Below are 18,154 nucleotides of genomic sequence, written 5' to 3' on the forward strand. Positions count from 1 at the left end.
TGATGGTGTCCCATTGCCACTGATCACTGGATTGATCTCATCCGCGTCTGTCACCGTTACCGAAACTGCCAACGTGCCCACATTCCCAGATCCATCGGTACCTGTCACTATCACGTCATAAACATTGTTCGATCCACCGTCCCCTGGACTTTCAAAATCAGGTGCACTGACGAAAGTCAACACGCCCGAGGTAATGCTGAACGCAGAAGCGTCAGTGCCACTCAAACTCCAGGTCACTGATTCATCCGCAGTATAAGTTCCGACAGAAGTCGTGTTCTCCTGTACTGATGGTGTCCCATTGCCACTGATCACAGGGTTGATTTCATCCAGATCTGTTACCGTTACTGAAACAGCCAGTGTGCCGATGTTGCCTGCCTCATCAGTAGCCTCCAATACAACATCATAAACGTTATCTCCATCAAAATCTCCTGGCGTCTCAAAATCACGTGGACTAACGAAGTTCAGGTTACCCGACCCATCTATAGTCATGGTACTTGCATCATCTCCAGAAAGACTCCAAATAACAATTTCTCCAGAAGAATAGGTCCCAATAGCTGAAGTATTCTCAATAATGTTATGGGTGCCATTTCCTGTTATCCCCGGATCTGTTTTGTCAAAAGTTACATCACTGGCATCGGTGGTAGAAGTGGCCTGAACGCCCGCATTCCCAGACAAGTCCTGGAAATCAATCGTAAAAGGAATGGAACTCTCTGTATCACCGGACTGCATCGTATAAGAGGCGCTCCAGGTTTTATCATCTGCGTCAGACAGGTCATCAATAACGGCCAAGTTTCCGGCTATGTACACGGTTACATTCTCAATGTCCTCCGAAGAAGTAAAATCAACAAATACGTCATCTCCGACCATCGCCCAGATGTAGTTAGAGTTGGAGGAATAGATTCCCACAAAATCCAAAGTTGGTGCGCTAGAGTCGTAAGTGATAGAAAGTGGTGAAGCAGAAACATTTCCATTAAACGCAGCATCAAATGCAGAGCCTGCACTAATGTCTACTGTAACCAAACCATCAGAAGAAGGATATACATCTACCGAATAATTAGTCCCATCTATGTCTACAAAGTTGCTTGCCGCACCATTGCCTACAGTCAAGTCCGTCAAATCAAACCCACTCATTCCTTCACTAAAGGCAATACTGACGGGAATAATACCTGAATTCGTTGGATCAGGTTCGGTTGTACTCAGAACTACCGTCGGAGCAGTTCTATCTGAAGTGATGGTAAACTGAGTAGCTGCACTATTGTCGTTAGCAGAAGCATCCTGAGCCACTGATCCAGCCACATCTATTGTCACCACACCATCAGCATCCGGGCTAACATCCACTGTATAGTTCAATCCGTCAAGGTCAACAAAATTTCCCAAACTGGCATTAACAACTAAGATGTCTGAAATATCAAATCCCGTCACGGGTTCGTCAAACGAAACATCTATTGTGAAGGTCGAAGAATTCGTGGGGTTGGGTTCGGAACTGAAAACAAGAACCGAGGGAGCGGTCTGATCCAAAGTTACATTGGTATTCACTGATGTAGCTGGATTTCCTGCCAAGTCCGACACATCGGCGGTGATGGTTACATTTCCATCGGCCAATGAAGAAAAGTCCACGGGAACGCTCCATGAACTACCACTAACTACCGCACTCGGATTTAAGGTAGTGGAGCCATCAAAAATGGTCAACGTCACTGTCCTTCCATCTTCCGCATCACTGGTTCCACTGACAGTCACTGAGGAAACTTCTGACATATTGATGATATCATCACCAGCGATGGGACTATTGATAGTAAGTGTTGGAACCGTTCGATCTACGGTGACATTGGCACTAGCTGATGTGGCGGAATTACCTGCCAAATCATCCACATCGGCTGTAATACTGACGTTCCCTTCAGCAAGAGAGCTGAAGTCCACCACGATACTCCAAGCGCCTCCACTCATCGTTGCTCCTGGCGACAATGTGGTGCTTCCATCGAAGATTGTCAAATTGACCGTCTGCCCATCTTCCGCTCCGCTAGTTCCACTCAAGGTCACAGAAGACACCTCAGAGTTATTGATTTGGTCATCTCCCGAAATTGGGCTACTCAATGTCAATGCAGGGGACGTACGGTCCAGCGTAACATTCGCATTCACCGAGGTGGCTGCATTGCCCGCCAGATCTGTCACATCCGCGGTGATGGTTACGTTACCATCAGCCAAAGAAGAAAAGTCAACAGGAACGCTCCATGAACTGCCGCTAACTACCGAAGTTGGATTTAAGGTCGTAGAACCATCAAAAATGGTCAAAGTCACTGTTCGTCCATCTTCCGCATCACTGGTTCCACTTATAATCACCGAGGATGCCTCGGCAGAATTCACGTAGTTATCAGATGCAATTGGTGTGGTGATGGTCAAACCAGGCGGCACATCATCATAGGTCACTGTATTGTCAGTGCTGGTACTCACTGAGTTGAAATTACCAGCCAAATCGGTGGCAGCGCCCCCTTGGATGTTAACAACTACATCGCCAGTTCCGGTCATGCCCGAAACTGTGAGTGTATATGTAGTACCATCAAACGGAGCCACTTCAGTAACGGAGCCAGATAATGAGCCACCTACCGTACTTGAAGCAAAGTCCACATTGGTATCATCTGTAAACCCTGAAATCGGTTCAGAGAAAATCACATCGTAGACAATTGTTCCGTTGGTAGGATCGGACTGAGCACCTGACTGATCAATTGTGACATCAGGTCCCTGAGAATCTGCCGTGATACTAAACTGGGTTGCAGAGTTGTTTACGTTTCCGGCCAGGTCTGTAGCCGCTCCTCCTCCTACATCGACAGTAATTGATCCATCCGCACTCGGTGTAAGTTCGAAGCTAAAATTACCCGAGGGACCTCCTTTAATCCTTTGAATTCTGTTGTTTCCTCCGTCAGAAATCAACACATCTCCACTTGCGGAAAAGGAAATACCTCTTGGGAAGTTAAACTGGCCATCAGCGGAGCCTATTCCACTTCCAAACTGGCTCAAATAATTACCTCCTGAAGTGAATACCTGAAAGCGGTGGTTGTTTCTATCCAACACGTAGACATTTCCAGCTCCATCCACATCAATTTTATCAACTCCCTGTAGTTGACCATCTCCTGTTCCCGGGCTTCCCAAAACGAACTGGAAGTTACCACTGGTATCAAATGCCTGCACCCTATTGTTATTATCATCCGTTACATAAACGGTAGATCCGGAAACCACAATTCCGGTAGGGTAGTTAAATTGACCATCTCCTGAACCATTGCTCCCGACCTCCCACTGGAAGTCTCCCCCTGAATTATACTTCAGAAATTTGGCGTTATTATAATCCGTCACATAAATATCTCCGGTAGCGTGGTCTATGGCCACATCTGAAGGATTGGCAAACTGTCCAGCTCCTGAGCCCGATGTTCCGATTGTCAACAACGCAGCCCCGGACTGATCTATTTTATAGACAAGGTTATTCGTTCTGGTTACATAAAGGTTATCTGATCCATCTACAGCCAATCCAATAGGGGCACTAAAACTTATTGACTGCATGAAATTTCCAGCAGGATCAAACTCCTGAATTCGGTTGTTCAGGCGATCTGCCACCCAGATATCACCAGAACCATCTTCAACAATTCCATATGGATCATTGAACTGACCATCCGCTGATCCTGCCGATCCAAACTGAGAATCATAAGCAAAATTCAGTGTCTCCACCAGGTTCGCTTTAGCGCCATTGGTCACATTCACATCCGTAAGATCAAAGCCAGTAACAGGCTCGCTAAAATCAATATTGACAATGAAAGGTGAGCTGTTGGTAGGATCCGGTTCCAAACTCGAAATTACAGGAGTCGGGCTAGTAGCATCATAATTGATATAGAAAGTGCTTGCTGCTGAATTATCATTGCCGGCAATATCCTGCGCAGCACCCGCGACCAAGTCCACTGATACCACACCATCAGTACTCGGCGCAATATCCACCGTATAGCTGATGCCATCTATGTCAATTAAATTGCTTGCGATACCATTACCAACGCTGACAGACCCAAGCCCCAGGCCGGTGACTCCTTCACTAAAGGTGATGTCCACTGTGAAACTCCCTGAATTACTTGGATCGGGCTCTGAACTTGTAAGCGTCGTTGTAGGTGCAGTTCTATCTACCGTATATACCTCACCCACAAATGGGGCATTAGTCATGGTTGCATTAAGACCTGTGTCATTCGTGAAATCCACACCAATGGTTCCATCCCCAGTATCTACTGTCGCTGTGACCGTCCAGTTGAATCCATCAACCTCAGTTACCGATGATATAAATGACCCTCCACCTATTCCTGAGCTATTCAGTGTAAAATTGGCAGGAGTAAGTCCCGTAACTGGTGAGGTAAATTGAATATTCCAGTCCAATTCTGAAGCAATAGCACTCCCAGCTGGGTTCGCCTCATCTGCAGTAATGCTGACCACCGTACCAACCGCACCCAATGCTCCGGATGAAATCCACTCAATTCCATCCATATTCTTAAGTTCTCCGTCAAGAAATTTATTGGTGGAGAGGTTACTAAGATTGGTGGAGTTAACAATTTCATCAAATTGATAATAAGCAATCAAGCCCTGCTCATCACCTACCAGCGTATAAAATCGATTATCATTGATTTCCGAGAAGGTCCTTTCATCATCCCAGATTCTCACCTCATCCATTAGACCTTCTATATTAAAGCTGCCCCCAGTCCTTCGATCTCCGATGGTTAATCTTCCAAAAGAATAAACTGGTGTGCCAAGCGCAGCCACTGAACCAGCATTAACATCTTCGACTCCATCCACATAAATAGTACCATCACCTGGTCCTCTATATACAAATGCTGCATGATGCCATGTACTGTCATTGTATGACAAGTTGGTTTCCATCCAGCCTCCATTCACGTATATTCCCAACTTATCTCCAGATGACTGTTGCACCGAATATTCAGCATCACTTACTCCTTTTTCTAAGAAGACTACATTCCCGGTCACATCCGTATTGAACCAAAACTCAATGGTAAAATCCCCTGTTGGCTCGAGTACAAGATTGTCAAAAACCTCTACATAATCATTTCCAGTAAATGGCAAAGCATTACCCGGTTGCACCATGAAACCATTGGATATATAATATGAGCTCTCCTCCCCACCTCCAAAATCTGTTTTTGCACGATAGAAATATTCAGTGCCAGCCGTCAATGCTACTGTGATGTCTACACCTCCCGAGGTGCCCACACTCACACCTTGAGACACAAACGAGCCAAATGTCGAATCAGAAGATACATCCACTATCAAATCAACCGCTCCGGAAGGGGCAATTAAATTGGGTGTGAACCCTGTGGTAGATACATTTGTGGGGTTTAGAACCGTCGGGGGAGCCAGGGCATTACTAAATAGTGCAATCCTACCTCCATTGAAATCATCCGTACCGGTTAGCAGCAAGTCTAAATCTCCATCATTGTCGTAGTCTCCCCAATCTACCGTCGAATAGAGGTAATCTCTGAGGCCCAAATCCGTGATCACAAAAGTTCCGGCATTATTGGTATAGAGGGTGGTGGTAGGGCCATTGGTAGTCCCTGAACCATTAATCACCAAATCAAGATCTCCGTCTCCATCATAATCTCCCCATGCCATTTCTCCTTCTGAATTCTCCAAGAGGCCTGCCGCTATGTCCACAAAAGAACCAGCATCGTTCCGATAAATAATTGGTGTGCTGTCTGTGTTAGACCCAGAAACCATTAAGTCTAAATCTCCATCATTATCATAATCTCCCCAGCCGACACTTCCTAAAACCTTCCCTTCTAGTACGGCGCCTATATCTGTGAATAGTCCGCCATCATTTTCATAGATGATTGTTCTGATGGAATCATTATTACTTGTATATCCACTGCTCACTATGTCTAAGTCTCCATCATTATCATAATCTCCCCATGCCACATCTCCCTTATAAACACCAACCAGACCTGCAGTATGATTTACAAAAGTGCCAGCATCATTTCGATACACAATAGTAGATGCATTATTGGACGGGTCATACTGGCCCTGAACAATGAGGTCTAAATCTCCATCATTGTCAAAGTCTCCCCAATCAGCCTCAGAGAATGCCACCCCTTGAAAAGGGCCTCCAACATCAGTAAATGTTCCAGCATTATTCTGATATAAAATAGACGTGCGATTACCTCCATCGTTAAACCCTGTTGCGAACAAATCAAGGTCACCATCACTGTCATAGTCTCCCCAGTCTAAGCTACCCTCATAAACACCGGTGAGAGATGCGCCAATATCTGTGAAAGTCCCTCCTGAATTATTGAAAATCTTGGCAATCACAAAAGTGTAGTCAAAACCATAACCACTGACGGCTACATCCAAATCACCATCACCATCATAATCTGCCCAGGCAGCAGCACCATCTACCACGCCTTCCAGACCAGTAGTTTGCTCAACAAAAGCTCCCTGAAATGGCCCAGTGGCAACGGCAAATTGCAGATTGTATGGAACAGCTACTTCCCCATCAAGTCCCCTCACATTTTCCGTAATAGTGGCAGATATATACTCACCGGCCAGGAAGTCCTCATCTGGATCAAACGTGATAACAGAAGTACCTCCTCCAGTAAATGTTCCTGCTGTGATCCCTGAGTGACTGCCCATCACTACAATATTCCCGGTCAAAGTTGCTGCATCTACATTAGCGTCAAAAGTCATTTGAATGTTGGCGCCTCTTGCTATGTTGGTCTCGTTGACCGATGGAGTACTAGATAAAAGATTCATCGGAGGACCTAACGGAACATCAGAAACAATGAATCCAGCTCCACCAATATCTCCATTATTTGTATTCACACTTCTGTCGACCAACTTAGTGCCGGAGTTCTCATCCATAGGATAGTATGCAACCAGGTTCGATTCATTTCCTTTCAGGTCGTGATATAAATTGTCAGAAATTTCGGCGTCCGACCTCACGTCATTCCACACCCTAATCTCATCCATTTCTCCATCAAAAAAGGCAGAAGAAGAAGTAGGATACTTTCCAACCCTGAAGGGGTAAGATGCGCCATTGATAGTGGTAGAACTGATCCCAAAGGTTTTGTCCAACGCCCCATCAATGTAAAGTCTTAAGGCAACTGCCGGCTCAAACACAAAAGCCACATGGTGCCATTCTCCGTCATTCACGGCAGTGTTACTCTGAATCACATCAGGAAAACCAGCGCTTCCATCATAAATCGAACCCTGGACTTTCCCTGTTCCATCCAGCTCAATGCTCGACGCCAGGTCTCCCAAATCATTACCATTTCTTTTCCCAAAAATGAACCCCTGGGTCTGCGTGGTTTTAATCCAAACCTCATAAGTCAACGCTCCTGAAATCTGGAGATCTCCGGTAGATCCCATATCCACAGAATCCGCTATCCCATCAAAACTCAGCGCATAGCCAGGGAATGATTTTGTTGTAGCAAACTCCACCTCCGAAGTGCTGGCTCCTGTTTCAGACCCATTAACGGGAGTAACCCGATAAAAATAGCCCTGGTCTGCTCCGGCTGAATGCACAAAAGAGGTAGCATTCACTCCCAGATTTGCAACGATCGTGTCTACATTCAGTGTGAAATCATAGTCATCTGCATTTTCAATGAGGTAACCGGTCTCATTGTAAGAGTTGTCTTTCCATTGGAGGGTAATATTGTTGAGTGAACTTGAAAAGGCAATTACCTCCGTAGGAGCCAGAGGCGCTGTATTATTATCCAGAGTAAATGCTCCTGATGCCACCCAGTTAGAAGTGGCTCCCGTTTTGGCAAACCCAGACATGGTTCCAACATTCCCATTTCCCGAAAGATCAATAATCTCCGGTGCACCGATACCGGTGTTTACTGCAGCAGTGTCTCCCTCATCAAACCGGTAGTAAGCAACCAGCCCATTTTCATTTCCACTCAGGGTGTTGTTGATCGTGGCTTGGATTTCAGCTTGTGATCGTGCTATATTCCAAATGCTCACTTCATCAATATCTCCTACAAAATAATTAGCCGTGGTTGTTCTATGTCTTGCACCTATTGCAAAATGACCAGAAGGGGGAACTCCGGAGACAGCTGCATTATTGCCATCAGGAACACCGTTAATATAGAGTTGAACATTGGTTCCACTTTTAGTGGCTGCGACGTGAGACCATTGACTAACTGGCAAACTTCCGGCACTTGTGGCTGCCTCGTAGGTGCCATCACTTTCTCCATAGACAAGCTGACCTGTATTGGTAATGTATAACTCAGCACCATCGAGAGACCCTGTATTTCCTCTCCAGTAAATCCATTGGCTTGCAGCTAAACTTGTAGGTCTTACCCATGCTGAAATAGTTAAATTACTAAAGGTCCCTTCTGTTTCGTTTGCTACAACAAAATCATTAGTTCCATCAAAATTCAGGGCACTACCCGCATTGATCATAAACTCCACTGTGTCCGAGTATGGACTCGTGAACCCGCCATCCTGATAGTAGATACGTGCAAAATAACGGGTATTTGGAGACAGGGACAATCCGGTAACGATGCTAGTTGAATTCGAACCATTACCAATTTGATGCCCTGTTGCGTAAGGGACCCCGGCAAAATTGGAGGCGTCGTTAATGTCTACATAAACTTGTCCCCTGTTCGTTGGTTGCCAGTTTACACTGAGGTTATTAAGGTTAGCGGCAGACACCTGATAAATGATTGGAGCAAAGGCTTCGGAAGCCACCCAGTTGGAAGTGTCTCCCACCAGGTCAAAGGCATTTAAGGTGCCATCATATCCGTTTCCGGAAATATCCATCAGCGTATTTAATCCTGTATTGTTTCCTCCAGGAAGACCCGTGTTAAAATCATAAGAAGCAACCAGACCGGAACCAGTGGCCAGGCTAAGGTTCATGTTATTGAATATTTCTGATTGAGTACGGTGGGTATTCCAGATTCGCAACTCATCCATTTCTCCTTCAAAGAACTCTGATGGCTGGGTACTTCCAGGGGATCCAATCAAAAGCGGCTCTCCAGTTAAAGCAGACATTCCGATCCCGGCAAAACCATATGAAACTCCATTAACAAATACTTCTGTATCGGATCCGGAGATATTGAAAGCTACATGGTACCAGGTACCCGGTTCGATTGGGACGGGCACTGTTGCAGATCCTGACCCATTCCAAATTAAGAAATAATCATTTCCTGCATTGACATGAATACTCCATCTGGTTTGTGTGTCTGAACTTCTGACTCCAGCGATGACCTTGTTCTCTGTATTCGATGCGGGTTTGATCCAAGCTTCAATGGTTCCCGAAGAAAATTCAAAAGCAGCATTTGCGGCTACTTCCACGTAATCATCGGTTCCATCAAAAGAAAGTGCGTTTTCAGGAAAAACTAAGGTAGTGATGTCAAATGCCGTTGCCATTTTTTGCGTATTTGGCGCTCCTTCATCATCCTCGGCCACTATGTATACATCATAACTTGTTCCTTCCGATAAGCCAGTAATATTGGCGATGACTTCAGAACCAATAAGATTGACAGGGAAACTGGAAGCCACCACTGCGGCACCACCCAGTCCATCCGTACCTGCTTTTATGTCGTCATTTGATGGCACTGTGGCACTGTCTGGTAGCACCACATAGTAAACTGTGCCCTCTTCATTGAGCTGAACAGTTAAGTCAAAATCATTCTCGTTGATGTTGGTAATTGTTGGATAGCCCGCTTCGAATATTGGGGCGAATATATCGATATCCCATGCTGTAGAACTGACCCAGGCAGGAGGTGTACCTACCAATGTTCCATCCAAACCATTGACCGTCCCGTCAAACAAAGTGGTCCCAGAGGATGAATTAAAATCATAGGAAACAACCAGGGTTGTATCGGACAACAAGGTGTTGTAAGCATTTGCTATAATCTCAGATTGTGTACGCGCGACATTCCAAATCCGCATATTATCAAGCTCGCCATCCCAAACCAGGTTTCCTCCTGAGTGGTCGCCAATTTTGAAAGCCGATAAATCCATGCTGAGTGCAGCGCTTGTCGTATCAATTAACTCACCATCCAGATAGAGTGTAAGTAACGTACCGGAATAGACTCCCGCAGCGTGGTGCCAACTCCCGTCAGTATAAGTTGCTGATGGTGAAACGACGCTTGACACAGCATTCACTCCAAAAAGTACTGAATTAGAGTTCACTTTTAGCTGTGCCTGCGCTCCGGCACCACCAAGGTGATCACCCAGCGCTATCATCATGCGATGATCGCTGGCTGTAGTCCTAAACCATGTTTCAAAGGTAAAATCGTTGGTGATTTGGCCGGCCAAGCTAGGGCCTTGAACATAGTTTCCAGCTACTCCGTCAAATAGAAGGGCATTATTCGGCTCAAAATCATCTGCTATGGTATAAGTATGTCCATCTATGATCGCCGATGCATCCAGTGTGAAAGACACTTTGTTTCCAGCAATCAAAAAGTCAGTTGATGCCACAGCGTAACTACCAGTAGTCCCTGGTCTGGTGATCAGTGCAAGATTGGCATTGGGTAATCCCAACCCTGCTTCATCAAAATCAAACGTAAGTGTAGCTAAGCCACCTGTACCTATTGTCGTACTGTCTGTCACATCCACATACCAGCTTCGTGCCCACCTATTCGCATACCCAACGGGAAGATCTGATTGCACAATCGCATGTGCCGTACCATCATGACCTGCGAATATATAGTCTCCATTATCTTGTAGGAATCCGGCGTTGGTTAGGGCCAGGCCTTGCGCACTTCCTTCGGGATCCGATCCATCAGCTTCCTTTCCGATCCCGATGACATCAAAATCAAAATCACCATTGGGGCCAGTGTCTCCGGCATACAAATCCACTGTATGTGCAATGTCATACTTGGCAGAAAGGTGATTCTCCACCACAGTTCGTGAGGCCGTATTTAGTACGCCTTCAAATAATATGAATTCTGCAACATCTCCTGTAAAATAGAGGAGGTTGTCGTTGTTGTATCGGCCGATCATCCAAGGCTGAGTACCGTCATATATAGCTCCTTCATTCACATTACTGACTACATTGGTACCCCCGTCATATCCGTTCAGCAAGGAGGTAGACCTGGTAAAAGAGAGTAACCTGGGAGACCGATTATCTGCTGACCACTGATTGTTCCCGAGTACTCCACTTGATGGGGAAGAAATCCTCAAATCAGTGGGCGATCCATTCGAATCATCAAGAAAGAACGTGGTTCCTCCATTAAAACCAGCACCAGTCTGACTCTTGAACCCAATATAACCTTGAGTCCCAGTCCCAGTCCATTGAGCCACCGTAAACACAGTAAACCCTGAAGAAGTAAAGTTATCCGTAAACCCGAGTGCTTCCACATACTGACCGTAACTGAAGCGGACCACTGGCTGCCCATTGATCACATTTCCTTGATAAGTGGGAGAGGTACCATTTGTCATGGTTCGTCCATAACCTGATTGGTCACTCCAGGTGGTAATGGCTCCGGCATCTACAGTGGTGTTTGTGCCAGCATCTGCCTTTACCCAAAGCTGCAATGGTGAAGTGCCATCAGTAGAACCCACACCACCAGGTCCGGTGGATCCAATCATTTCAGAAGGGTCTATATAGGTAAGACTTACCTGACCAGTTCCCGGAAAATCATAGGCAATTGACCAGTTGGCATCCGGTAAGTTCACCGTGGTAAAGGTGCCGGAAATGGCAGCGGCATCAATAATCACAAATTCGTTTCCACTAATCGGCGTGAAGCCAAGGGTCACATTAAGCGTACCAGCCAAATTGGCGGTGCCGCCCACTGTGATTTGATCATATTGTGAGCAGGGATTGGTACCGTCTATCTCCACTTCCAGGGTACCGGCATTGGTGAAATCAGACACAAAGTTCGCGCAACCGGGAGAAGCTCCCGGGGCTACTGTGCCAGCTACTGGGTTGGTGAAATCATTGGTCACCGTAAAAAAGCCTTTCAGGATGCCATTGTTAACAAATGTTCCTGTAGGAGATGCCAGTTGCGTGCCTGCTTCGAAGAAAAATACCCCATTGTTTATAAATGAACCGGCCGTGGCATTGACTCCTGTACCATTCGAAACACTTACTGTTCCATTGTTAGTGAAGGTGGCATTGTTCGTCAGTTGTACTGAATTACTATTCAAATTGAGCACCAGACTTGCACCTGAAGCTACCTGAAAATCGTTCGCATTCAGCACTAAATCTTGATTTTCAGTGATGTCAGAATTAATGGAGACCACAATGTTCTCTGACACGTTGTTGGCTGCAGGTACTACACCTCCACACCAGTTGCTGGGATCATTCCAGTTACTATCCGTTGCTCCAATGAATTTGCCATTGGGTGCACATGAAGGTACTGTAGATGCTATCCAATCGGATGAAGTCCCGAGAAAATCAAAGTTGGTAAGCGTTCCGTCATGACCGTTTCCCGTCAGATCCGTAAGCGCGGTACCGGCATCCAGATTGAAATCGTAAGAGGCCACAAGACCTGGTGCAGATGAAATCTTAGTCGTTAAGTTTCCAAGGATATCTGTGGCTGAGCGAGCCACATTCCAGATTCTAACATCATCTATTTCACCATTCCAAGGAGTATTTAGAGCAGAGTTATTTCCAATATGGAAAATACTGTAATCAATGTCAAAATCGAAAGTGTTATCGGGTGTTTCTGGTACACCATCAACATATAGTGTGAGATCTGTGCCATCATATACAGCTGCTACATGATGCCATATTCCATCATTCGTAGAGGGTGAACCGGCAATTGGGCCCGGGTGACCTGATGAGTTAATGGTGAAAACGCTCCCAGTGCTTGATTTAAGACTAATGTTTGTGTCTCCTCCGGCATTTCCTCCAAAATGTACAATATTCATATTGCCTCCGGTTGAAGACTTGACCCAGGCTTCAATGGTAAAATTACCAGTACTTGTCATTTGGCTTGACAAATCACCCCCATCAATATAATCATCCGAGCCATCGAAATGGAGCGCATTCTCAGGTGGGGTAGTAATCGTATAGGTACCAGAGGCAGCTAACCCACCATCTATTTTATTGCTGGATTCGTTGATTCCAAAATTGCCGCCCACAGAAGGTGCTGCTATACCGAGTGTATTGCCCCCAGTGGCAGTGGCTGAGATGTCTACTGTAACGTACCAGTATACGGTAGTATCCGTATAGACACTGTCGAAGAAAAGGCCCAATGCACCATCAGGTGCAGGTGCCTCTCCACTGAAAAAACCTCTGGACAGCAAGTGAACGGCGTTTTCAAAATCATCCACACCAATGGAGTGATAATAATTAAACTGGGTAATATCTGATGGTATGTAGGTTCCTGTCGGGCTGAAAAACATCCCGATCATTGTGGCCGTACCGGCAGAAACATCCATTTGTACTTTATAGATCAAATTATCCGATGATCCTTGCTCCAAAGTGGTTCCTGCAACGCTAAGTGTTGTAAAAGTCAGGTCAACAGGCAGGGGATTCGTTGTAAAATCTCCTGTCAAAATAGCAGAACGGTTTCCGGAAGAATCTTCAGCTACGATGTATGCATAGTATTGAGTATTCGGGATAAGTTCTGGCAGACTCGCCGGGTTATCACCAATCCCAAAATCATGACTCCCGGCACTCGCCGACTCGAAAGTACCGGCGTGATCCGTTGCGGTAGCGCCCAATTCGTTCTCCCCGTCAATGATCTGCTGTGCCGATGGCGGTGTGGCTGATTGGGTAAAGACGTAATAAAGATCCGCCTCTTCATCTGACTCAAATAGCAGATCAACATTTGTGCTGCCAATATTGGCAAAAGCAAGATTGTTAAGAACAGGCCCAGTAATATCAGTGCTTAAGGCTGTGGAGGGTACGTAAGATACTCCGCCATTAAGGCCGCCATTATGTCCATTAATGGTCTGATCAAGTAACGTATAGGAAGACTGGTTAAAAACATATGAGGCAATCAACCCTGACCCAGAAGTAAGGGAGGTGGAAAAGGCAGACTGTATCTGGCCCTGGGTCCTGGCAACATCCCATATTCGCACTTCATCTATTTGCCCATTGAAAAAGTATTCCTCATTGGAGTCATGGAATCGGCCAATATTGTGGCTTGATGGCACAGGGCTATAATCAATTAATCCGCTGGCTGATGTACTTTCTTCTAAGTTTCCATTCAAATAGAGTTTCAATTGTACACCATCATAGGTCATGGCCACATGCTGCCATGAACCTGCGGATATAGGAGTTCTGATATCGTTAACTACATCAGTCCCCGTATATACCCGGGCTACCAGCTCCCCTGTTTCATGTAGGGTAAGCATATAGCCCGACAATGAACCTCCTGTCCACTCCATATGATCCACTATCGCTGCATATCTGTCGATACTATTTGGATTAATCCATGCCTCTACAGTGAAATTCTGGGTAATGATTGACTCAAAACCCGATGGGAGGGCTATATAACCACTCGATCCATCAAATGCCATGGCATTTTCCGGAGCAGGATCTGTGGTAAATTGAGCTTCTATAAGCGCCCCAAAATTTCCAGAACTATCTTCAGGCGCTATGTATAGATAGTAGCTTGTACTTGGTGCTAAGGAATTGATAAGCTGAACCGCATCCAAATTGGCCGTAGGGACATTCAATGCTCCGAAAATAACTCCACCTGTACCTATCCCATTTTTTACATCCTCGGCCGATAGGGTATTCGCCTGGGTATATACTCCCCAATGCACCTGCCCGGTTTCATTTAATCGAACTGTAAGCGTGGCGTCATTGTCGTCTACACCTGTTATGGTTGGTGTGGAGTTGGTGAAAAATGGAGCTGTCATATCTAAAATCGGTGGCCCCAAAGGAGGACCAGTTGTATTCCAAACAGCCCCGGAAATAATACCATCGTTCCCGGTGATTGACTTGTCAGTGAGGGTTGGTCCGGAACCGTCTGAAAAATCATAGTAGGAAATTAAATTAGGTTCAGAGCCGGTTACTTCATTCAAATAATTAGCAGAAATCTCAGTGGCAGTTCTTACGTCATCCCAAATCCTCACTTCGTCAATTTCTCCCTGAAAGAAATCTCCTTCAATACCTCCTGTCGAATGACTGGAACCAATCCGGTTAAAACTATGATAGGTAGCATTGGCATTCCAGGGGATGTTACCTGTTTGTTCCACAGCTCCATTCAGATAAAGCACGACATCACCCGAAGACTGATCGTGGGTGAGCGCCACATGATACCAGGTGCCATCGGTTGCTAATGTGGTCGATCCAATGACGCTTTGCCATGACCCGTTGAAATGATGCATTTCTAGTTGGCTATTTGTGAGTCCAAAACTGAAACCCACATCATTGTTCATATCTCCAATAATGGTCATCCCAGAGCTCCCATCATACCCAGAAACCCCCACTGAAGCAGCCGGTTTAACCCAGGCTTCATAGGTCAACCCTCCTGTCACCTGAGTGCGGGTGAGTTCAACCCTGTCATTGGCCCCATCAAAGGAGAGGACGTAATTGGGTGGTGCCGTAACGGAATACGTACGGGTGATAAGGTCAACAGTCACATTATATACACCAGCCGTAGCTGCTATTGCCGGCCCTTGCTGATCCAAAACACCATTTGGTCCAATATCTCCCCAATTTCTTGAGTTATCGTTATTTGCACGAACCGTCCATGTGCCAGTCAATAGATCAATGCTGCTCAGGTTATAAACCCCTGAACCCTGATAGGTCATGTCTGTATCTGGCCCTCCATATCCCTCCGGAAGCGCATCTCCTATCATTCCAAGAGAATTGATCAGTGTCGCTCCATACCAGGCCAGAGAATCACCAAGATTTAATACGTAGAGCCCATCTGCTCCGAGATACAGGTTTTGGCCCCCTAAATCGGGGACACCGTCATACCCAGGATCATCTCCAAAATCCAAGGCTGCATCATCATTGATCCTAAAAGCGAAATTATTTCCATTGGACGCTTCCAACACAACTTCCCAGGCGTTAAGGTTCTGCTGGAAAGTTAAATACTCCGTTCCACCAGGTAGGCCCACTACAGAAACCGTGTTAACAGTAAAGGGCACAATCAGTTGATTGGAAGTATTGTTTGCATTTGACGCTAAATCCGTCAAAACACCTTCGATTATCTCCACTTTTACACCTAATGCTGTAGCAGGTGTAATGTCAGCTGTGAATGAAATGCTGTCACTTGTTTGCAGGTTGGATGCGGTACCCATCCCAACAGAAATGTCTCCCAACTCAAAATTTTGGACGGTCTCTCCAAAATCAATGGTGATTTCAAAAGTGCTCAATCCGGTTATTTCCGTTGTAGTACTTGAAATTGATGGAGTCGGAGCGGTCACATCCGGCACATTAGGGCTTGCCAAACTGATCCAAGAATTGCTAGATAGGCCACTTACATAAGTCATCTGACCCGAACCATCCAAATTGGCACTATGAATGCTTGTTCCTCCCTGAGACCAGTAAATTTTTCCATATTCTTCATCAACTGCGAGTCCGTAGGGAGAGGCTATTCCAGTGATAAAATCTACCTGTGAAGTGCCATCAAGAGCAGATTGTCGGATTCTGGTATCAGACCCGGAACTCCAAAACATTTTATTAGTCGCTGGACTAACGGCCACATCTCTTACATCGTTGGCATTTGCTCCGGTCACTAAAGTCTCCAAACCACTACCGTCAAGGTTGGCTCTTTTTACGCTTGTCCCTAATTCTACAAAGTATATTTTTCCGTTAGTGAGATCTATGTCTAATCCAAACGGACTTGTCTGACTCGTTAGGATATTTTCAACGCCAGATCCATCCAGGTTTGACCTACCAACATTTCCATTAGAAAAATCAGTCCAATATATTTTATTAGCGCCAAGATCCAAACCAATATCTCGTGCACTTCCCAGCCCGGTTACAAGTGTACTAGTGGCTCCATCATTTTTCTTTATGCTTGTTAATTCAGACCAATAAATAGTACCGGCTCCAAAAGCTACTCCGCTAGGACTAGTGAGTGCAGACAACAGTGTTGAAGAACTATTACCATCAAATTCTTTGATTAAACCCCCGGCGCTTTCTGACCAATAAATAATACTAAGATCAATCGGTGCGCCTGTCATCCAGTCGGTACTGGTGTTGATCCCAGAAATTGTGGTCACATTGTTACCGCCTGCCAGGTCTGTTAGAGAGCTCGATCCAGTACCATCATTAAAATCATAGTAAGCCACCAGATTGCTTTCATCCCCAACTAATGAAACGTCTTTTGTAGCGTTGATCGCAGTGATATCTCTGGCTACATCCCATATCCTAAATTCATCAATCTGACCAATGAACCATTGTTCGGCTGTTCCATTGTAGTTCAGCGCCCCAATACTCAGTACTGTCTGAGTGGTGTTGATTGCTGCTCCGCCTGACCCACCAGCTACTCCATCTAAATAAGTAGAAATTGTTGATGCCCCATCAAAAACAATTGCAACGTGATGCCATGTGGAAGTTGCCACGGCACCTATGGTTATATCCGTTTGATAATTATTAAAAATCACATTGCCGTTTCGATAATAAACAGCAAAGAAGTTGGTCGCTGAAGTGGGCCCAATATTAAAAATATATTTATAGCTAGCGTTATCGAGGGCTGGTTTGATCCAAAACTCGATTGTCCTGGCATTTGATGCAACCACAGAATCAGGAACATTTCCATCCGTAAAGACTGTTTCGTCTCCTGAATAGTTGAGGGAATAGTTCTGACCAAAACCCAAAAATGAAACGGAGAAGAAAAAAACCAGAGCGAGTGCTCTTAAAGCAGTTGGGTATAGCCTACTGCTGGCTTGAAAGTTTTTGCTCCGTCCGAAAACATTGAAAAAAGCCAATGGGAAAATCAATCTGAAGGAGATTGCTCCAGATCTATGGGCAATTGAGCGTGTGGTCATCATGGCGCGGCGTTGGGTGAAAAACGGAAAAATAACCCTTTCCTCGGAAAAACCTCCCGTCAATCACAGTCTACATAGTCAAATAACTACCAAAGGATACCTCATCTATGCGGAATAGCTAATAACTTTCGATCAACATGGTCTTGACTGGGATAAAAATATTTCCTCCTCAAAACCGTTCCTATTATTTATTTTTACTGATGTGTCAATATTTGTTTGCTTCAAAAAATATTAGTTATTTTATATTTCTTATAAAAAAAATTTAATTCCG

1 protein-coding gene is annotated in these 18,154 nt (G+C 45.4%); it reads right to left on the minus strand.

Annotated elements, in window-relative coordinates:
• Nucleotides 1-17,886: LamG-like jellyroll fold domain-containing protein (locus ACHKAR_RS09970; protein WP_395417307.1), on the minus strand; the 17,886-nt coding region annotated here is incomplete at its 3' end.
• Nucleotides 17,887-18,154: the final 268 nt, after the last annotated feature.

It is taken from the genome of Marinoscillum luteum (assembly GCF_044005705.1).
GTDB lineage: Bacteria > Bacteroidota > Bacteroidia > Cytophagales > Cyclobacteriaceae > Marinoscillum > Marinoscillum luteum.